Here is a 19710-nt window from a genome sequence, read left to right on the forward strand (position 1 = left end):
ACTAAGGGGGGATCGAACCTAAAAGCCATTTTAAATTTAATTATAACCAGCTACTTACACTAAAATTAATCTCTCTGTGAATCGGCCGATGAATATTAGCAAAACTTGCTTTATTTTCTGCTTATTATCTCAATTCTTGGGCGATGCAGCCGCGAGTTTAGCCGTGACTAAACTCGATTTTGATGCCGGTCAACCCCTCACAAATCAAGTGGTTAGATCGGGGAAAATTAAGGTACAAGTTAGCTATCAACCTATCGACCTAAACGAGAAAGTTGATGATAATTCTGATATTAATAATGTTTCTTATCAAATCTTTTATAACGGGCAAATTTATCAGCAAAATAGCGGTTATAGTGCCTTTGGTTCCGGCTATGTTGAATTAAGAGATTTAGATAATAATGGCATTGATGAGATTATCGTCTCTACCTATAGCGGCGGCGCGCATTGCTGCACATCCTTGGTAATTTATACTTGGCAAAAAGATAAATTTATTAGAGAAGAAACGGGGTTTTTAGATGGTAGTGGAGGTTCCTTTGAAGATTTAGATGGAGATAACAATTATGAATTTGTTACCGTTGATAATGCTTTTTTATATGCTTTTAGTTCCTACGCTGCCTCTTTTCCTCCCTCGAGAATTTATACTTTTCAACAGGGTAAATTAGCAGATGTCACTAGAAAATATCCCCAAGAATTAAGGAAAACTTTAGCGGCAATGTTGAAAGCCTTGCAGTTAGCTAAAAAAGAAAAAGCCGAAGTTAACGGCATTTTGGCTGGTTATGTCGCCCAAAAAATTCTCCTGGGAGAATACGAAGAAGCTTGGCAATTTCTCCTCGCTAATTACGATAAAAACTCCGATTGGGGTCTCGATATCCATGGCGAAAGTACAGCGCTCGGCAAATATCCAGACTTTCCCGCTGCCCTGAGCGCTTTTCTCCTGAAAAATGGCTACTTAACCCCAGTTCGGGTTAAGTAGGACTTGCTGAATAATGGTAAAACCCTTTGAAAATAAGGCTTTTGACCTGTTAAAATCTGATGTTAGTGCAAGAAAATAGGATTGGGACATTCAAAAACCTTGCATTATTCTCCTCATAGTACATAAACTGGTACAAAAAAAGAGGGCAACAAAGCCTGAAACGACCGACTCCTGACGACCGACTCCTGACTCCTAACCCCACCAACAAACTTTTTGCCGCAAACCCTAAGTAGAGGCGATAAAATACCAGTGGTTGCTTTAATATCACCTGAATAGTCGGTTTCTTGTGTCTTTCCCCCGACTATCGGCTGCTACCACTGGTTTGCTGTTGTTTGTTGTTGTAATCTGAGGAAATATAGTTCTTGCGTTCCCAAGCGCCTGAACTGCATTTGTCTCTCTAGTAAAAATTGTAACAGACAATACCCATTTTGTGTAAAAAAAAGTAAACAATTTGGTAAAAAATTATTTTTTGCGGTAATCCTCAACCCTCTGAGGACAGCCCCAGATTACCGTTTCCTGTTTGTAAACCACCATACCGGGTTTGGCACCCTTGGGTTTATAGACGTATTTGGGACGGGTATAGACGACGGGAACCTGTTCACTATGGCGAGCGCGGCTATAATAAGCGGCGTAATCGGCGGCAAATTGCAGATCGGCGGCTTCTGGAACTGTACCAGGGCTTAAACGCAGTAAAACGTGACTACCGGCGATTTCTTGACTATGAAACCAAATATCGTAATCGCTGGCACTACGGAAAGTTAGCCGATCATTTTGACGGTTATTTCTGCCAATCCATAATTCTATTCCAGAGGGAGTAATAAAGCGCATAGGTTCCGATTCTTTATTATTCGTCCGATTACGCTGGTAATTGCTTTCTAGATACTTCTGTTGAATTAATTCTTCTTGTATCTCGTCTAGAGCCTGTAAATCTTCGCCGCTGCTATAATTTTCTAGTTGACTTACACTTGATCGCACTTGTTCGAGATAATTAATTTCACTGACCACTTCCTCTAATAAAGGTTCCACCGCTAACCGCGCCCTTTTTAATTTCTGATGTTGTTTATAAAAATATTGGGCATTCTGTACGGGATTTCTTTCGGGATCGAGAGGAATAATAACAGGTTTTCCTGTCTGAAAATCCGCCAAACTAATGCTAGTCATTCCCTGCTGTACTTGCTGGAGATTGGCCATTAATAAATCCCCTTGCTCTTTATAGCGATCGGCATGAGCGGATTCTGCTAGTCTTGTTTGAAATTCCGCCGCTTTGGTTTGCAGTTTAGTCAGTAAATAGATGACTTTTTGATTTAATTTTTGCTGTAGTTGTCGAAAGCTTTCTTGATTAATTTGGTCGCTATAATAACGGTTTAATAATTCTTGGACATTTTTAGCCGCTGCCAGCATCTCCCCACCGATCACTGTATAACCTTCGCTTGTCCATCCGGGTTGAAAGGTTTTATTTTCAAGGATTTTTAACCATTCTTGCCAGACTGAAAAAAGCTTTTCCCAATCATTAGTATCTAACTGATCGGTGTTTAATTTCGGGTTAATCTTGGCTTTTTGCAACAGCGATCGAGCGATAACTGGACTAACCCCACGATAGGTACTAACTAACTGTTTTTCGATAGTTTTAGGGATTAAACTAACTCTGGCTTGCCAACTGCTCAAGGATTCTTCTAAACTGGGATCTGTGGCCAATAAAACGGGGGGTAGTTGATAGATTTGTCCCGTTTGTACGGTGCGAACACTAGACTGGGTAGCATTGACTTGATGGGCAACGGTGACAATTTGATTGTCAGCCGCAGTTAAAATCACATTGCTATATTTGCCGATAATTTCTATATACAAATGCCACAGCGCCGGATCATCGGGACGTTTGGCAAATTGCAGATCGATGACTCTTTCCCACGGGGCCACAAATGCTAATTTCGTCAGCGCAAAACCATTGAGTTGATGACGCAATTGATCGCTAAAAGTGAAGGTATCGGGGATTTTCGGCGGCGGATCACCAATATGCAGCCGCGCCCCTTGGGGATGCCAAGAAATAATTAACCATCCCTTGCAATCAAAGGTTCGTAAATAGAGGGCGATCGTTTGGCGATCAATTTGATACACTTGTTCTAGTCTCGCTGGTAGCCAAGTGGCTGCAATTTCGGCACAAGTGGCGCTGAGGGTGGTAAAGTCTACGGATTGCATTTTCAGTTATCAGTTATCAGCTGTAGGGTGGGTTAGGCGACGGTAACTGCTACAGTTTAGTATTGATTTTGTGTTCGCCGTAACCCACCAAATTATTGCTCCTTTTTTCTCGGTGCTTTAGGTTGGTGCGTTACGCTGCGCTAACGCACCCTACTGGACTGTTTCAGCTAAAATAGGGCAATAGATTTCGGCTTAAAGTCTTAGATTATAGAATTTATAGCATTTTTCTAATACACCAAATTAGCTGAAACAAACCACTACTTTTTACTTTTGTAAAAGGGTTTTTTAACGACGGTAGCGGGGTAGGTGGTGCCGCGGATTTCCACTTCGATCGCCTGTCCGATCGAGGCGAAAGGTGTGGGAAGATAGGCTAAAGCGATCGCTGTGTTTAAAGTTGGTGATAAAGTGCCACTGGTAACTTTACCCACCGCTTCCCCGGCAAATACTACCGGATAATCGTGACGAGCGATATGTTTGCCGGACATCTGCAATCCCACCAAGAGGCGATTGACACCATTAAGTTTTTGGTCTTCAAGGACATCACGACCGATAAAATCGCCTTTTTCTGGCAGATGAACCAACCAATTTAAGCCAGCCTCTAGGGGACTCGTGCTATCGTCGATATCCTGTCCATAAAGGGCTAAAGCTGCCTCTAAACGCAGGGTATCCCGGGCCCCTAAACCGCAGGGAGTCACCCCTAAATTTAAGAATTCTGTCCAAAGTTGCTGCCCGATTTCAGGGGAGGCCATAATTTCAAAGCCATCTTCTCCCGTGTAACCGGTCCTAGCGATAAAAACTTTTTCCCCGAAAAGCTGGCTTTCCCAGTGATTAAATAGGCCAAAATCGCTTAATTTTTCCCCGATCAAGGGCTGTAAAATTGTCGCCGCCTTGGGTCCTTGCAGGGCGATTAAGACCCTTTCTCGCGATAAATCTTTTAATTTGACCCCCGACCCCTCTAAATTGCCTAAAATCCATTCTCGATCTTTATCGGTGGTTGAGGCATTAACAATTAATACGCCTTGGTTTTCGCTTTGGTAGTAAAAGATAATATCATCGATTATGCCACCGTCCGGGTTGAGTAAAACGCTATATTGTGCTTTTCCTGCCCTTAAACGGGCTAAATTAGAGGGAACTAGGGTTTGGAGAGATTGAACCAGATTATCGCCAGTTAAGATAAATTTGCCCATGTGGGAAATGTCAAACATCCCGACACCACTGCGGACAGCATTATGTTCGGTTTTTAGGCCGCTAAACTGTATCGGCATCTCCCAACCCGCAAAAGGGGTAAATTTGCTGGTTTGTTGGGCAATTAGCTCGTATAAGGGGGTACGAATAGCGGGGGAAGTTGCTTCTTGATTGGCCACGGTGTTCTCGATCGAATGGTTTTCTGCCTAGAGTAGCATAGCAGTTATCAGTTATCAGTAACCAGTTATCAGTTATCAGTGACCAGTGACCAGTAAACAGTTATCAGTAACCAGTAAACAGTAAATAAGTAGGTAGGCGTTAAAAATTATCAGACACCACCGTTATCAAGGGGGGACTAAGGGTAGGGTTGATTCATGAATCAACCCTACTATGAATCAACCCTACTATGAATCAACCCTAGGACTAAGGGGGGATCGAACCTAAAATCCATTTTTAATTTAATTATAACCAGCTACTTAAGTAGTCATGCAAAATAAATTTCCTAGTGAAGACAGGCAAGAGGCAATAGGCAAGAGGCAAAAGCTTTATCGAAATGTGTAATTAATTTTGCTTAGGTACTTAGTAAACAGTAAACAGTGATAAATCATACTAAATCCGTTGAGTACAGGCTAGTTATGCGGAGAGGCAGTCATGCAAGAGGCACTCATGCAAAGGGGAATAAATAATCAGTTTTTAATAACCGGATTTAGGATCACTATCCACTGATAACTAATAACAAAGGCCGAAACTAAAACCTAATTTGTTAATCTAAAAGCTTTGATGTACTTAGTTTATAACCTTCTTGTTAGGTAGGAGAATTGCCAGATTCTTTCTTTTGCCTCTTGCCTTCAGAAGCTGATTACTGATTACTGTTCACTGATAACTGAAAAAGTTCCCCACTCCCCAATTCATCATTCATAATTTATAATTTATAATTCATAATTCATAATTCATAATTCATAATTGCCACTCCCTTAACCTTTCTCGCACTCTGTCAATGGGAATCGCAAAACCGCAGCCCAATCTAACGGCATTTTCTAGGGGTTTAGGAGTAGAGGGATTGGCACAAAATAAACTCGCTTGGGAAATCACTCCCACCACTTGATTTTTATCGTTTAAAACTGGACTTCCCGACTGTCCAGAAACGACAAACATGGATAAACTTAAGGATTTTTCGTTATTATCATTAACCGTGCCTTTGCTGACAGTCCAATCTTTTTGATTAAAAGGATTACCGATCGAGATTACTGGTTGATTAGCGGCAATTGGTAGGGGTGCTAAAGCTAAAGGTTTTAAATCTGGAGGGGGATTTTTTACCTCCAATACTGCTAAATCGAGCCAGTCGTCAGCGGGGGTAGTGTGGAGAATTTTAGCTTTTGAACGCTTGCGAATTTTTCCCTGGGGTGGTTGGCTATAATACTCCACAAAAATGCGGGACCCTGCATCGATTTCTTGACGGTAATTCGTCACCACATGGCGGTTAGTCACGATCCAAGCTGTATCTTGATCTCGTTTTAATAACCAACCAGTGCCGATACCATTTTTATTTTTGCCGCGCACGACAATTTTAACAATTGAGCGTTTTAAATTCACCAGAGGATCACTCTTAACACTGGGAATTATCTCTGGCATTTTTAATAATTCGGGATTGTCGTGAATTAATCGCCCCCGTTGAATTTCCTGTAAAATAAATCTAGCTTCTGATAAATTGGGATCAATTTCTACGGCCTGCCGACACCAATTTAGACCCTCATCGATCTGACCGCTATTGATATAGGTATAACAAAGATTTTCGTAAATATTAGCATTCTTGGGGCTAATTTGCCGCGCCTGTTGAAAAACTGCCATGGCTGCCCCTAGTTTTCCCTGTTCCGCTAAAGCTTTGCCCAGATAATTATAAATATCCCCATCTTTAGGAGCGTAAATTAAAGCCTGTCGATATATTTGCTCTGCTTCCTGCCATTTTCCCTGTTTTCCTAGGGCTTCTCCTAATTTTTTGTAGATTTCACCCTGACTAGGTATCAATTCTAGAGCTTGCTCATAGGCATAACTGGCCTCTTGCCAGAGTTGCTGTTCACTGTAGGCCTTTCCCAGATAAAAATAGGCTTTTCCCTGACTAGGATCGAGAAAAACCGCTGCTTGCAGAGCTTTCGCCGCCTCATCCCAACGTTGTAAACTATAAAGGGCTTTTCCTAGCTGAAATTGCGCTTTAAAAGTTGGTTTAATCATAATTGCTTTTTGGTAGGCATCGATCGCCTCTGACCATTTTTCCTCTTGGGCGAAGATATCCCCCAAAGCCACTAAATAATTACTTTGGGAGGGTTCCATCGGTGGTTTATCATTAACGATAAAGCCACGATTATATGCTTCTAAGGCTTCAGAATAGCGTTTTTGACTTTGCAAGACCTGAGCGATTTTTATATGGGCTTGAACTGAATTTTCGTGGAAAGATAAAACGGTTCGGTAAGCAGACAGAGCCGATTCCTTCTCCCCCGCGGCCAAAAGTCGATCGCCTTGCCAAAGATAAGCCAAGGCAATCAGATAAAAAATAGCAAAGGGAGCAGCGGCGACTGAGGCAATAATCACCAATATTTGCCAGGATTTGCCAAAATGGCGGCGACCGATTTTAACATCTTTTCTTTTCATTTCTTGGTTAGGATAGACAACAGGCTAGAGGTGGTTCGATAATCGACCTAGACCAATTTAGATGCGCGGGCCGCTTACACATATTTTTCCCTTTCCTGTTGCCCTTTCCGCAGTTCTGCTCCTCCTTCTTTCTAGGGGATGAATGTAATTTTGTCGAACTACTTACCGATTCCTGCTGCGAGCGCTGGGTAGGATTAACATAGCGTCACCGAAGGAATAGAAACGGAAACGCTCTTGGATCGCTTCTTGATACAATGCCAGTAGTCTTTCCCGTCCGACTAAGGCACTGACTAACATCATCAAACTGGACTTGGGTAGGTGAAAATTAGTGATCATGCCGTCGATAACCCGCCATTGATAACCAGGATAGACAAATAAATTCGTTTTTCCCTGAAAAGCGGTTAATTTCTCGCTCTTACTTTCTTTAATTGCCCCTTCCAAGGCGCGAGCTACTGTGGTCCCCACGGCGATAACCCGGCCACCTCTAGCCTTTGTTTGGGCGATTTTTTCGGCAGTTTCGGCGGAAATCTCGAAAAATTCTTGGTGCATTATGTGTTCTGCAATATTTTCCACTTCCACGGGACGAAAGGTTCCCACTCCCACATGAAGGGTGATATAGGCGGTATCTATACCCTTCTGGGCGAGCTTATGGAACAATTCGGGAGTAAAATGTAATCCAGCCGTGGGAGCGGCTACAGAACCCTGTTTATCAGCGTAAACTGTTTGATAACGGTCTTCTTCCGCCTCTGATTCGGTGACGTAGGGGGGGAAAGGAATATGACCGTACTCCTCCAACATATCCCAAAAACTGCGTCCGGGATGAGGTTGAAATTCCAGCAGACGACCACCAGTGTTCAGATCTCGGTCGATTATTTTCGCTAACCATAATTTTTCTTTGTCTTCTGTTCGCCCTGTTTTCGGATAAAAAAGGACTTCTGAACCGACTTTAAAGCGTTTTCCCGGTTTGACTAGGGATAACCAACGATGGTCATCCTGTTCTTCTAGTAGCAATATTTCTACGGGGGCGCCCGTGGTTTTACGTCCAAATAAACGGGCTGGAATCACGCGGGTATCGTTGAAAACCAGCAAATCCCCCGACTCTAACCAAGTGGGTAAATCCCGAAAAATAGCCAAATTATGACTATTGGGAGAATCTACCACCAAAAGACGGGAACTGTCTCGGGGTTCTGCGGGATTTTGGGAAATTAACTCCGGAGGAAGGTGATAATCGTAGCTGGAGAGTAATTGGTCAGGGATCATCATCATTATCATAATAAAGATCTTCGCAAAAGTTGGGTAATCCTACCCAGGCGAACTTCACTAAATCGGGGATTTCTCCCCTTGGTGTATGGAACGGTTTATCGTCAGACTAGAGATATAACACTAATCGTGACTGTTAGCCAACAGCCCAGCGGCCAATATGGACTATCTCTATTTTCTTGCTAACGCTAGTTTAACGCTACGAGTCACCGAATACCTGCGATCGATGACTCATCTGCCCTCCTCCGTCATGACAGTTATCCATCAGATTAACGGTTGGGTGGTCAAGGTCAAGTTTAATCAAATGCTCACTCCTTGCCAACACGGGGATTTTCGCGCCTACATGAATGAGTTAGGGATTCCCTATCAACCGGAAATGCGTCTCCAGATGGTTTTTTGGAGTTTGGAAACAGGACAATCCCCCATTGATGTCATGCGTCGTTACCAAGTGGCGATCGTTGCCCATGGTACCCCGGATCAGCAAGATATAGAGGCTTTTCGCCAACAATTTACTAAGGGTTTAGGATACTGTCCGGAAACTCTCGCCTAGGGTTTATTTTCTTTCAGGATGCTCTTCTAGGGCAACTACAGGACTTAAATCGTTGATGTGATCAATTAATTGATACAAGCGTCCGTAACTCTTGCCGTTGAAGTAAAAAACTAGACGAGGTAAATGGTGGCTGGAATCCCGATTCTCTCGTTCTAGAATTTGACTAGGTTCGATTTTACCCTTAACTACGATATCGCCGAAGTTTTGGTTAATTTGTTGGATCTGTTCCCCGCTTAGTTCCTGGTTAAGACGAATAACAAAGGATTCTCCCACAAAACGGCTGGAGTGATACACCCGATAGAAGTGGCGAATTGTTTGACAAGCGTAGTCTAGATCGTTGGTAATTGTATAAAAATTCCGATCTTCGGCGGATATCAGTCCTCTTTTTTGCAGATTTTCACTAATTTGTTCTTGCCAAGTTTGCCAGTAGTCCCCATCAGGCTCATCAATTAATACTAGGGGTGCAGGTCCGTATTTGCCCGTTTGACAGAGGGTAAGCGTCTCGAAGGCCTCATCTTGGGTGCCGAAACCGCCGGGGAATAAAGCTACTGCGTCACTTTCCCGCAGAAAAAATAGTTTTCTGGTAAAGAAATATTTAAAATCGATTAATTTGGCATCATTTATGATATAAGGATTAGCCCCCTGTTCAAAGGGTAGCTGAATATTTAATCCGAAGGAATTTTCCCGTCCGGCGCCTTCATTCCCTGCTTGCATGATGCCACCCCCAGCGCCGGTTAACACCATAAAACCGTATTGACTGATACGGCGTGCGAATTCTACTGCGAGACGATATTCACTGCTGTGGGGTTTGATGCGTGCCGAGCCAAAAATGGTCAGTTTACGAATGTGACGGTAGGGGTAAAATACCTGAAATCCCTTTTCTAGATCTTCGATCGCATAGGTTAAAATTTTCCAATCGAGGCGATCGATTTCCTCCCCGGCAATTCTGACTATTGCTTCCAGAGATCTTTGAATCCATTTACTATCTTTCGACTGTGGCAAGCGTTGCAGCAATTTCAGCAAGTCTTCCCTTAATTGAGAATAGGAGTTGTCCATTGGGGGTTGGGTTTTAGGGTGTTGTGGGTTGGGGTGTTGGGGTTTTAGGGTTTTAGGGTTTTAGTTGAAATTCCCCACTTCCCCATTTCCCTGTCCATCTGATAGTTAACTATTCAAATACTTAAAGATCACTATTCAGGATTATTTATTGCTTGATTAATTTGGGTGATTTGGGTTTGAAAATATTGTTCACGATAACGGATAGCTTGGGCTAATTCCGCACCTTTTTGGAAAGCGAGTAAAGCTTGGGGATAATTTTTTCTCTTTAGATAAATTTGACCGATTTGATCGTAGGTATTCATTAAACCGTAGTAATTATAGCCTAATTCATGGACTTTAATTGATTCTTGATAGATTTGTAAAGCATAATCTACCTGTTGATAACTTTTATAAAGTTCTGCCAACTTATTTAAAGCTTCTCCTGCCGTGCCGTACTGTTGTAAAGCCAAAGCGAGAGAATAGGCTTCTTGAAAGTTTTGGCTGGCTTTATTTGCATCTTTTAAAGCTTGGTAATCCAAACCAATTTGAATTTTTAGAGCGGGGATTAACTGTATTTGCTGATTTCTGATCTGGGTTTCAGCTATTTCTTCTTTAATTTTTACTGCGTTAGCTGGTTGTAGAGATTCTCGATAAATTTCTGCTAATCTTTGCAGATAAATTCCTTGCTTGAGCGAGTCATTCCGTGCTTTAGCTACTGCTAATAATTCCTCATAGACTGGGGCTGCTTTTTGATAATCAAAACGGGATAAATGAATTTGACCAAGTTGATTTAAATTTGCTTCTACTGCCAGATTATCCCCAGATTTTCTGGCAGTAGCTAGGATTTTATCATAGATAATTATCGCCTCATTAAAAGCTCGTACCTGTTGATAGGATGTACCTAATAATGCTAATAGTTCCTCCTCCATTGTCTGGTTAGTTTCTGCGGTTTGTTGCAAAGATTTTAAACGAGCAGTAATTAATTTAACATCCTCAGTTCGATCTCGATTCCAAGCTGCTAACCCCACTTTTCCCAAAGATTTTACTTCTTCTTTTGCTCCTAAATAACGATTTAATTTAATCACTTCATACCAGATGGGAAAAGCTTCCTCATTTAATCCCGCATCGTATTTAGCTTGAGCTTCAGCATCGCGTTGATCGATGTATAATAACAGTTGACGATGCTCCAAGGGAGTTAAAGGGCGATCAATTGCGGGTAATAAAGGACTTTTTAGGGGAGTTTCGAGGGGATTGGGTGCAGGGGTTTCTGTTTGTGCTAGGAGAGGAAGGGAAGTACCGATCAAACAGAGCCATAAACTGAGAGAAAAACGTAGCATAATAGATTGATAAGAGCGTAGTAGAGGGTTATATTTTGTGATCGATCGATTCTATAAGAGACTGACTGCCGAAAATTACCGTTTCCCAATTTTGGGTTTAATTGCTAGTTTGATTGTAACCTTTAGTCTGGCTGCCTGTGGTGTCTCCCCGCAAGTTTTGGCAGAACAACGAATGTTTCCACCTCTCTCGGTCGAGTTTCTGGGAGAATATCAATTACCAGAAGCAGATTATCAAGGGACAAGGGTGGGGGGATTATCGGCAATTACCTATGATCGCGCCAATAACCGCTTTTATCTCCTCAGTGATGATCGTTCTCAGAAAGCTCCGGCCCGCTTTTATACGGCTAGTTTGCAGATAAATGATGAAAAAATCGAAAAAGTGAATTTAGAGGCGGTTACGTTCCTAAAAGATGGCAAGGGAGAAACGTTTAAAAAGGGATCGATCGACCCGGAAGGTATCGCTTTTTCGCCCCGACAAACTTTGTTTATTTCCAGTGAAGGTGCGGTTAAAGAGGGAATTGCTCCTTTTGTGGCTGAATTTGATTTGCAGGGACAATTAAAGGAGTCTTTGTTAATTCCTAATCGCTTTTTACCGGATGATAGCAATCAAAAAGGAATCGGGGATAATTTAGGTTTTGAATCCTTAACTTTAGGGATTACCAGCACTCTTAAAGATGATCCTTTTCGTTTGTTTACTGCAACAGAAAGTGCTTTAATTCAAGATAGTCCCACGGGAAAAAGAGCAGAAAATCTCAGAGTGCGACTTCTTCATTATGTTATTGATCCGATTGGTGCGCCGGTGTTAGTATCAGAACAATTGTATGTGTTAGATGAGCCACCCAGTGGTGCGAGATACTACGGTTTAACGGAATTATTAGCTTTAGAAAAAGAGGGTTATTTTCTCAGTTTAGAGCGAACTTTTGGTTTAGAAGGTTTTGGAGCGAAACTCTTTCAGGTAGTTAACGCAAGCGCCACCGATACCTCGAAAATCGCCAGAATACCGGGGGAATTAGAAGCTTTACAGGTGCAACCCTTGCGGAAAAAATTATTACTAGATTTAGGGACTTTGGGGATTGATTTAGATAATTTGGAAGGAATGACTCTCGGTCCAAGATTACCAGATGGTAGTCGCTCTTTGATTTTAATCAGTGATAATAACTTTAATCCCAATCAGGTCAATCAGTTTTTACTATTTCGACTCAAGGAAAAATAAACAAGAGATGGTTAATTGCCTCACCTATCCCCTTCTGGGAGAGGGGTTGGGGTGAGGACTACCAATAAAGAAAAATAGGATAAATAGCTGGTTTAAAGACAAAACGGCCGGTTAATAATCACTTTTTTCGATATCTTTGCGAATATCATTCAGGTCAATATAGCGATCGGTGGCGTTGCGTAATTCCCTAGCGATCATCCCTTCCGTAGAAACTACGGTAATATGAGTATTTTTAGAGCGCAATAGTTCGATCGCTCGTTCAAAATCGCCATCACCGCTAAATAAAATCACTCGATCGTATTGATCGACAGTATTAAACATATCGACGACAATTTCGATGTCTAAATTAGCTTTCTGGGAAAAACGACCGGAACTATCATCATAATATTCTTTCAAAATTTTCGTTCTCACCGTATAACCCAAACTAATTAAAGCATCGCGAAAACCTCTTTGATCTTGGGAATCTTTTAAACCCGTGTACCAAAAGGCATTAATTAACATAATATTCGGGTCGTTGGTGAAGTAATTTAACACCTTGCGCGGGTCAAAAAACCAACCATTTTTTTGTTGAGCATAAAACATATTATTGCCATCCACAAAAATCGAAAGGCGATCTTTCGGACGGGTGCCACCATTACAATGACAAAGACCGGCTTCTGTCATACAAAATACATACCTAATTTTTTATAGAGTTTAACTATAAAATTACCTTTTAGTAATTTTACGGGGGAAAACGACTATTCTTTGGGGAATAGCGGTGATTTGAGAGCAAAAGGATAGCAACTAAAATAAAAATTAGCTTTTTTGTCTAAGTAGGGAGACACAATTATTTGTAGGATGGGTTAGCGGTAGCGTAACCCATGCGGGCGTTGGGTTTCATGCTTCAACCCAACCTACGTTTATCTTATATTTAATTCCACCCACCCACTTAGGAGACAAACTAGATAATAGTTTCGGAATAATTAAAAGTGATAATAGAGGGATTGTACAGTAATTAGGTCATTTTGATAATCTTTCTCGATAGATGGGTATCAATAGGGCCGGTTAGATCAGGTAGGAACACCAATCACTCCAACCTCCAGAATATAGCTTAACATTGTCGTATCCGGCTAGGGTAAGGGAAAGGATATTGACACAGGCTGTCACTCCCGAACCACAGTAGAGGATAATTTCTCGATCGCCTTGCCGCTCTTGCCAACGTTGTTTTTGCTCGGCCAGGGGTTGGGAAAAACCCTGACTATCGGTGACTTCTAACCAGGGATAATTAAGCGCCCCCTCAATGTGGCCGGCGATCGGATCGATCGGTTCCCTTTCGCCCCGATAGCGATCGCTTTCCCTAGCATCAATTAACACCACTCCCGCTTGCTCTTTTTGCCTTTTTAGCTGCTCAATTGTGACTACCCAATCCTCTTGAACTTGGGGGAGAAAAGCGCCGGTTTTTGGCACAGGTATCTGATTAGAGACGGGATAACCGGCATTTAACCAATTTTGCCAACCACCATCGAGAATGCTGACTCGTTCATGGCCCAGATAACGTAATAACCACCAGAGACGACTGGCAAAGGCAAAACGGGAGGCATCGTAGGCGATCACATGGGTTTGACCGGAAATCACCCCTAAAGAGCTTAATTTAGCGGCTATTGTCTGCGGATTCGGTAAAGGATGACGTCCGCCATGACGGGCAACGGGAGCCGATAAATCGCGATCTAGGTGTAAATAGAAGGCATTTTCAATATGATTGGCTAAATACTCTTGATAACCGAGATCGGGATCGTTTAATTGAAAACGACAGTCAATAACCATCAGATCGGGGCGATCGAGATTGTTCACTAACCAACTAGGAGAAACGAGGGGCGCGATCGGATTCATGGCGGGAAAATTGTTTAATAATTAACAGACAGTTGCGCTGATCTTCATTGTGAGTATAACTGAGTTGATCGGCGATTTTTTGCAGGATCGGCAGTCCTTGCCCATGACCTGAGAAACTATGGTCAAGATGGGCATTTTTCTCGATAAAGCCCTCTAAATCGAAGACGGAACCCCGATCCCAGATGCGAAGTTCCATCTGGGATCGGGTAATCTCGATTTCGATCTCGATCGGGATTTCGGGGGGGAGGTGTCGGTGAGCGTGACGGACTGCATTAGTAAAACCTTCGGCAAGAGCAAGCTGACACTGGAGCCAGTCTTTTTGGGCAATGCCCGCCGGTTCAAGTTGCTCAAAATATTTTAAAACGGTATCTAAGGACTTGAGATCGCTATCTACCTGAAAAGAAATCTTCACCCCCGGCTTACCTCTGCAATGCCTTACGCTAGAAGTTATACCATTTTTCCCCAACTATGACTGATGTGTTGGATCGATTCTGGATTTAATTTTTGGTTGAGGGACAAGCAAAGTCATCTGTCAGGGGGTCAGGAGTAGGCAGTAAGATTGAGATAGTCGAGTCACAAAAAAAATGGTACGAATTCTAGTAATTGATGATGATGGAGTAATTCAAACGTTTTTGAGCCGCGCGTTGCAGAAGGAATACGAGGTTTTTATTGCCGGTGATGGGGAAGAAGGATTAAAGCAAGCGGGGCAACTGAACCCGGCGATGATTATTTGTGATTGGATGATGCCGGGGATCGATGGGTTGGAAGTTTGCCGGCAAATTAAGCTCAATCCCCAACTGTCAACGACTTTTTTTATCCTTTTAACTTCTTTGGGATCGGTGGAGGATCGGGTGAGGGGATTGGATGCGGGGGCAGATGATTTTTTATGTAAACCGATCGAGATTAATGAGTTAAGAGCGCGGGTGCGGGCGGGAATACGTTTGTATCAATTAAGTCATGATCTGCAAGCGCAAAAACAATTACTAGAAATGGAGTTAGCGGAGGCTGCGGAATATGTGCGATCGCTGTTACCAGAACCTTTCATTTCTCCAAAACTTGCTATCGATTTTCGCTTCCTTCCTTCTCGTCGATTGGGGGGCGATGGCTTTGATTATTATTGGTTAGATAAGGACCATTTGATGTTATATCTTTTAGATGTGGCTGGCCATGGTTTGCGAGCGGCTTTACCTTCCCTTTCGGTGATTAATTTACTCCGTTCCCGCAGTTTAAGTCAGGTGAATTACTATCAACCTAATCAGGTTTTACAAGGGTTAAATCAAGTTTATCAAATCAGTCCTAAGAATGATAAATATTTTACTATTTGGTACGGAATTTATGATCGGAAACAACAACAGTTAACCTATGCCAGCGCCGGTCATCCCCCAGCAGTTCTCCTGACTCAAAAACCTTTTGGCCAGATGATTGAAACCAGACTGAAAGCCCCCGGTTTTCCCATCGGGATGTTTCCGGAAGCGGAATATATTAATCAGGTTAAATGCCTGAATTTCCCCAGTAGCCTTTATCTTTTTAGCGATGGAATTTACGAGATCGATTGTGCCGATGGTAGGATGTGGGGACTGGAGAACTTTATTCAATCTTTGCGAAATTATCACGGTAATTATGCTAAAAATCTCGATAATTTTATTGAAAAAATTCAAGCTTTACAATTTGATGGCAATTTTAGGGATGATCTTTCGATTATGCAGGTGGATTTTCGTTAAGTACCTAAGTAAAATTAATTACACATTTCGATAAAGCTTTTGCCTTTTGCCTCTTGCCTTTTGCCTATCCCAACCAATAAATTAATTTTTGCACGACTACTTAATTAACTTCCGAGGATTTTTTGTTCTAATTCTTCTCGGTTATTAAAAATTTCAAAAACTCGATCCATATCAGTCAATTCAAATAACATTTTTATCTGCTCATTAATCGAGCAGATTAATAGTTTACCCCCCGCAGAACGCACGGTTTTTAAGGATAAAACTAGCGCCCCTAAACCAGAACTATCCATAAAGGTGACATTCTTGAAGTCAACGATAATAACCTCGGAACCTCCCTGCACGGCTTCGGCAATTTCTTGGCGAAATTGGCTGGCTTGGTTGCCATCTAAAATACCCGATGGTTGAATAACTTTAATCGCAGAACTCATAAAAAAAAGAAAAAATTAAAGGTTTTCTACCCGCTCACTGATAACTGCTCACTGAAATCTGCTGACGGCAGCGAATCTTTAACTATTTTTAACATATTAGGGTCAAGAAAAGCGCAAAATTAAAAATAGGAATTTTTGAAACTGCATGGAAAGTTACGATGTCATCCTCATCGGTGCGGGGCATAATGGTTTAGTTTGTGCCGCCTATCTCCTCAAAGCCGGTTATCGCGTCCTCCTTCTGGAACAGCGTAGCGTACCGGGAGGAGCGGCTACCACAGAAGCGGTTATCCCAGATCTAGCCCCCGATTTTAAGTTTAATCTCTGTGCGATCGATCACGAATTTATTTTTTTGGGACCGGTAATTGAGGAATTGGAGCTAAAACGCCACGGATTAGAGTATTTATTCTTCGATCCTACCGTTTTCTGTCCCCATCCCTCCGGCCAATATTTTCTTTCCTATCGCTCTCTGGAAAAAACTCACGCCGCAATTGCCCAGTTTTGTCCGCGAGATGCCGATCGTTACCTTCAGTTTATCGACTATTGGGGACAGTTGATGAATGCGATCGGGCCTTGGTTTAACGCTCCGCCCCAAGATTTGCTCAGAATCGCCCGCAATTATAACTCTAGTGCCTTAGCTAGTGTCTGGAAAGCGATCGGCTCGAAAAAGAAACTGCTCGACTTCATCCGCACGATGATTACTTCCCCCGAAGATGTCCTCAATGAGTGGTTTGAGAGCGAATTTGTCAAAGCACCCCTGGCTCGTCTAGCGGCAGAAATTGGCGCTCCTCCCTCCCAAAAAGGTATTACCTCCGGGATGATGATGATGGCGATGCGTCACTCCCCCGGGGTGGCTCGCCCTCGTGGTGGTACGGGCGCACTAACCGAGGCTCTGGTGAAATGTGTTGTCAGTCTCGGTGGGGTAATTTTAACCGAGCAGAAAGTTAAACAGATTCTAATTGAGGAAGGACAAGCGATCGGGGTTAGGGTCGACTCTGGACAGGAATATCTGGCAAAAGCAGCTGTTATCTCTAATATTGACGCTAGACGAGTCTTTTTACAGTTAGTCGCCCCCGCCGATGTGGATGCCGCTGATCCGGAATTGCGAGAAAGGGTAGAACGGCGAATTGTCAATAACAATGAAACAATTCTTAAAATTGATTGCGCCCTCGCCGAAGCGCCAAGGTTTGAGGCTTACGATCACAAAGAGGAGTATTTACAGGGAACGATTCTCATCGCCGATTCCGTGCGTCACGTTGAACAGGCCCACGCTTTAACGATTTTGGGGCAGATTCCCGACGAAAATCCCTCGATGTACCTAGATGTCCCCACTATTCTCGATCCCTCCATGGCTCCCCAAGGCAAGCATACCCTCTGGATCGAATTTTTTGCCCCCTATCAGATTGCCGGGGCCGAGGGAACGGGATTAAACGGCACGGGATGGACGGAAGAATTAAAAAATCGCGTGGCCGATCGAGTTCTTGATAAACTGGCCGATTATGCCCCGAATCTCAAATCCGCCATTATTGCTCGTCGGGTGGAAAGTCCGGCCGAATTAGCTAATCGTTTGGGTTCCTATAAGGGTAATTACTATCATCTTGATATGACCTTAGATCAGATGATTTTCCTGCGTCCTTTGCCAGAAATAGCTAACTACAAAACCCCCATTAAAAACCTTTATTTAACTGGGGCAGGAACTCACCCCGGCGGCTCAATTTCGGGGATGCCGGGGCGCAATTGCGCTCAGGTTTTCCTGCGGGATCAAAGCACTTTTCTGCAAAGATTATTTAACTAAATCCCGTCCTCCCCAAAATACCGATCCCTCGTGGGGTGACAGAGAGCCTGAAAAGGAGACGGGGTGCGTGGTGTAGGAGGTGGGGGGTAGGTAAAAATTTTTGACTTACCCTTACAGGTCAAAACGATCGATGATTGAGAAAAGAAGGTGATTGTTTTTCTTGATAAAAGTCATCCCGGACAAGATTCAGATCAAAAGCGATCGCTTTTGCTGTTTTAATAGATTTGAGGTTGAAAATTATCGGGAATATCGAGTTCAAACACTTGGTCATGAATCCGAGCCACATAAAACCCTTCTTGCAGAATTTTTTCGCGTAATCCTGGGGATACATGAACCGCCGCTAATATGCCATAGAGTTTTTTATCTTTGTGTTCAGGGAAAAAGCTGCGAAACCGTTGCAAAATACTTTTTAATTGTGTAATAGATTCCTCTCTAGCATGACTTTTAACCTCGACGATATAGGCAGTATTTAACTCACCATTAGTATAGGCAAGGACATCAATTTCTAGGTGTTGTCCATCTTCGCTGGCTCGCACACTGGGACTAACAACTTTCATGCCGAACCGTTGTCTGAGAATCGTTTCCATTGAAGGGAGAGCAAGTCCTTCGGTAAAGCTGCCGAATTTTGCCCCGAGTCCCCCAATTTGCTGACCTAATTCTTTGAGTTGTTTGTCAGTTTTCTGCTGTTGTCGGTCAGTTTCCTTGATTTGTTGGGCGTTTTCCTTCTGTTGTTGACTAACTTCCTTCAATAGTAGGTCAGTCTCCTTCAGTTGTTTGTCAGTTTCTTTTTGAGCAGCAGTCAATTCGGCTTGAGCAGTCGCTAATTCGGCTAAGATTCGCCATACGTCTTCTGATGTAGTCGTCATAGATGATTTTTTCCCGATGTCACCTATTAACTATGTTATCGGATTTCTGTGCTTGTCGAAGACACTGGGGAGCAGACTGCTGATTCAATTGGATAAGGCGGAGGCTAATTCATAGAACAAGAATCACCGCCACCAGCGACTAACATCCCTAATACTTTGATACACTTCTCTTAAAGCGACCAGTCCCCCAAAATGAAGGATTAAAGGGACTAAGTTGGGAATAGAATTAACAATTATCTTCATTCTCTTTGATTTTTTGACTAATTCATGACTGGTTCGCTGAACGCTGGAAAATGCTAACGTTGATGGGTTATTCATTTGACAGATCATAGAGTTCTAAGCCTTGAATAAAACAAAAATCTCTCAAATTCAATGTATATAGCTTAATATTCTGCACTAATGCTGTTGAGGCAATGATAGCGTCAGGGATGTTGAGTTTGTGACTGAGGGAGTAGGTTTCCATTAAGTTAATAAATTGATTGGATATTGCGACATCTACAGGAAAGGTATGTAGCAATCCGAGATGTCTTTTGATTTTGTTTAGTTCATTTTTATTGATTGCTCCATAATATAATTCGGCTTGAGTAATGGAACTAATGGCTAGTTGATTTAGTCCAATATGGCGAAGCTCTTCGATAATTC

Annotated in this window: 17 protein-coding genes; 5 read left to right on the forward strand and 12 right to left on the reverse strand. The window is 42.6% G+C overall.

Translation table 11 applies throughout. The features are described from left to right. The first annotated feature begins 88 nt into the window (after nucleotides 1–88). Nucleotides 89–973: a hypothetical protein gene (locus MICAI_RS15225; RefSeq protein WP_008203653.1), complete on the forward strand. Its 885-nt coding sequence runs from the start codon at nucleotides 89–91 to the stop codon at nucleotides 971–973. Nucleotides 974–1435: 462 nt separating this feature from the next. Here MICAI_RS15225 and MICAI_RS15230 read toward each other — a convergent pair whose 3' ends face one another. The 4 genes from MICAI_RS15230 to queA all read right to left on the reverse strand — a co-directional run bounded on the left by MICAI_RS15230 (nucleotide 1436) and on the right by queA (nucleotide 8257). Beyond that, the gene (locus tag MICAI_RS15230; protein ID WP_008203656.1) at nucleotides 1436–3166 is read right to left on the reverse strand and encodes an Rqc2 family fibronectin-binding protein; all 1731 of its coding nucleotides are present in this window, start codon (nucleotides 3164–3166) and stop codon (nucleotides 1436–1438) included. 257 nt (nucleotides 3167–3423) lie between these two features. Continuing rightward, nucleotides 3424–4530, reverse strand: a complete 1107-nt coding sequence (gene gcvT / locus MICAI_RS15235) for a glycine cleavage system aminomethyltransferase GcvT (protein WP_008203658.1) — start codon at nucleotides 4528–4530, stop codon at nucleotides 3424–3426. A 778-nt stretch (nucleotides 4531–5308) separates the two neighbouring features. Beyond that, on the reverse strand, nucleotides 5309–6997 hold the full coding sequence (locus MICAI_RS15240; RefSeq protein ID WP_008203660.1) for a serine protease: 1689 nt from the start codon (nucleotides 6995–6997) through the stop codon (nucleotides 5309–5311). Nucleotides 6998–7159: 162 nt separating this feature from the next. Then, nucleotides 7160–8257 (reverse strand): tRNA preQ1(34) S-adenosylmethionine ribosyltransferase-isomerase QueA, encoded by a 1098-nt coding sequence (gene queA, locus MICAI_RS15245; protein ID WP_039900259.1) that lies wholly within the window; start codon nucleotides 8255–8257, stop codon nucleotides 7160–7162. Between the two features lie 160 nt (nucleotides 8258–8417). On the opposite strand from queA, the gene MICAI_RS15250 reads away from it, so the two are divergent. Continuing rightward, nucleotides 8418–8807 (forward strand): hypothetical protein, encoded by a 390-nt coding sequence (locus MICAI_RS15250; RefSeq protein WP_002782053.1) that lies wholly within the window; start codon nucleotides 8418–8420, stop codon nucleotides 8805–8807. A gap of 3 nt (nucleotides 8808–8810) precedes the next feature. Here MICAI_RS15250 and MICAI_RS15255 read toward each other — a convergent pair whose 3' ends face one another. Both MICAI_RS15255 and MICAI_RS15260 read right to left on the reverse strand, forming a co-directional pair. Continuing rightward, nucleotides 8811–9863, reverse strand: coding sequence for an LOG family protein (locus tag MICAI_RS15255; RefSeq protein ID WP_008203665.1), 1053 nt, complete (start codon nucleotides 9861–9863; stop codon nucleotides 8811–8813). Between the two features lie 131 nt (nucleotides 9864–9994). Then, nucleotides 9995–11179 (reverse strand): tetratricopeptide repeat protein, encoded by a 1185-nt coding sequence (locus MICAI_RS15260; RefSeq protein ID WP_008203666.1) that lies wholly within the window; start codon nucleotides 11177–11179, stop codon nucleotides 9995–9997. Between the two features lie 37 nt (nucleotides 11180–11216). On the opposite strand from MICAI_RS15260, the gene MICAI_RS15265 reads away from it, so the two are divergent. Then, entirely contained in the window at nucleotides 11217–12392 is a 1176-nt protein-coding gene (locus MICAI_RS15265; protein WP_008203668.1) for an esterase-like activity of phytase family protein, read from the forward strand. A gap of 111 nt (nucleotides 12393–12503) precedes the next feature. On the opposite strand, the gene MICAI_RS15270 is transcribed toward MICAI_RS15265, so the two are convergent. The 3 genes from MICAI_RS15270 to MICAI_RS15280 all read right to left on the reverse strand — a co-directional run bounded on the left by MICAI_RS15270 (nucleotide 12504) and on the right by MICAI_RS15280 (nucleotide 14673). Further along, the gene (locus tag MICAI_RS15270; RefSeq protein ID WP_002751943.1) at nucleotides 12504–13055 is read right to left on the reverse strand and encodes a LabA-like NYN domain-containing protein; all 552 of its coding nucleotides are present in this window, start codon (nucleotides 13053–13055) and stop codon (nucleotides 12504–12506) included. Between the two features lie 381 nt (nucleotides 13056–13436). Then, complete coding sequence (locus tag MICAI_RS15275; protein WP_008203670.1) at nucleotides 13437–14261, reverse strand: sulfurtransferase; 825 nt, start codon at nucleotides 14259–14261, stop codon at nucleotides 13437–13439. Then, nucleotides 14230–14673, reverse strand: coding sequence for an ATP-binding protein (locus tag MICAI_RS15280; RefSeq protein ID WP_008203672.1), 444 nt, complete (start codon nucleotides 14671–14673; stop codon nucleotides 14230–14232). Before MICAI_RS15280 ends, MICAI_RS15275 begins: the two co-directional genes overlap by 32 nt. 172 nt (nucleotides 14674–14845) lie before the next feature. Here MICAI_RS15280 and MICAI_RS15285 point away from each other — a divergent pair, with 172 nt between their 5' ends. Next, on the forward strand, nucleotides 14846–15982 hold the full coding sequence (locus MICAI_RS15285) for a PP2C family protein-serine/threonine phosphatase (protein ID WP_008203675.1): 1137 nt from the start codon (nucleotides 14846–14848) through the stop codon (nucleotides 15980–15982). Nucleotides 15983–16086: 104 nt separating this feature from the next. Here the strand turns inward: MICAI_RS15285 and MICAI_RS15290 are convergent, their stop codons facing one another. After that, nucleotides 16087–16410 (reverse strand): STAS domain-containing protein, encoded by a 324-nt coding sequence (locus MICAI_RS15290; protein WP_008203678.1) that lies wholly within the window; start codon nucleotides 16408–16410, stop codon nucleotides 16087–16089. A gap of 145 nt (nucleotides 16411–16555) precedes the next feature. On the opposite strand from MICAI_RS15290, the gene crtO reads away from it, so the two are divergent. After that, on the forward strand, nucleotides 16556–18202 hold the full coding sequence (gene crtO / locus MICAI_RS15295; protein ID WP_008203680.1) for a beta-carotene ketolase CrtO: 1647 nt from the start codon (nucleotides 16556–16558) through the stop codon (nucleotides 18200–18202). 215 nt (nucleotides 18203–18417) lie between these two features. Here the strand turns inward: crtO and MICAI_RS15300 are convergent, their stop codons facing one another. Next, nucleotides 18418–19068, reverse strand: coding sequence for a DUF3782 domain-containing protein (locus MICAI_RS15300; protein ID WP_002802065.1), 651 nt, complete (start codon nucleotides 19066–19068; stop codon nucleotides 18418–18420). Between the two features lie 310 nt (nucleotides 19069–19378). Next, on the reverse strand, nucleotides 19379–19708 hold the full coding sequence (locus MICAI_RS24100; protein ID WP_306438774.1) for a type II toxin-antitoxin system VapC family toxin: 330 nt from the start codon (nucleotides 19706–19708) through the stop codon (nucleotides 19379–19381). Nucleotides 19709–19710: the final 2 nt, after the last annotated feature.

It is taken from the genome of Microcystis sp. T1-4 (assembly GCF_000297435.1).
Lineage (GTDB): Bacteria > Cyanobacteriota > Cyanobacteriia > Cyanobacteriales > Microcystaceae > Microcystis.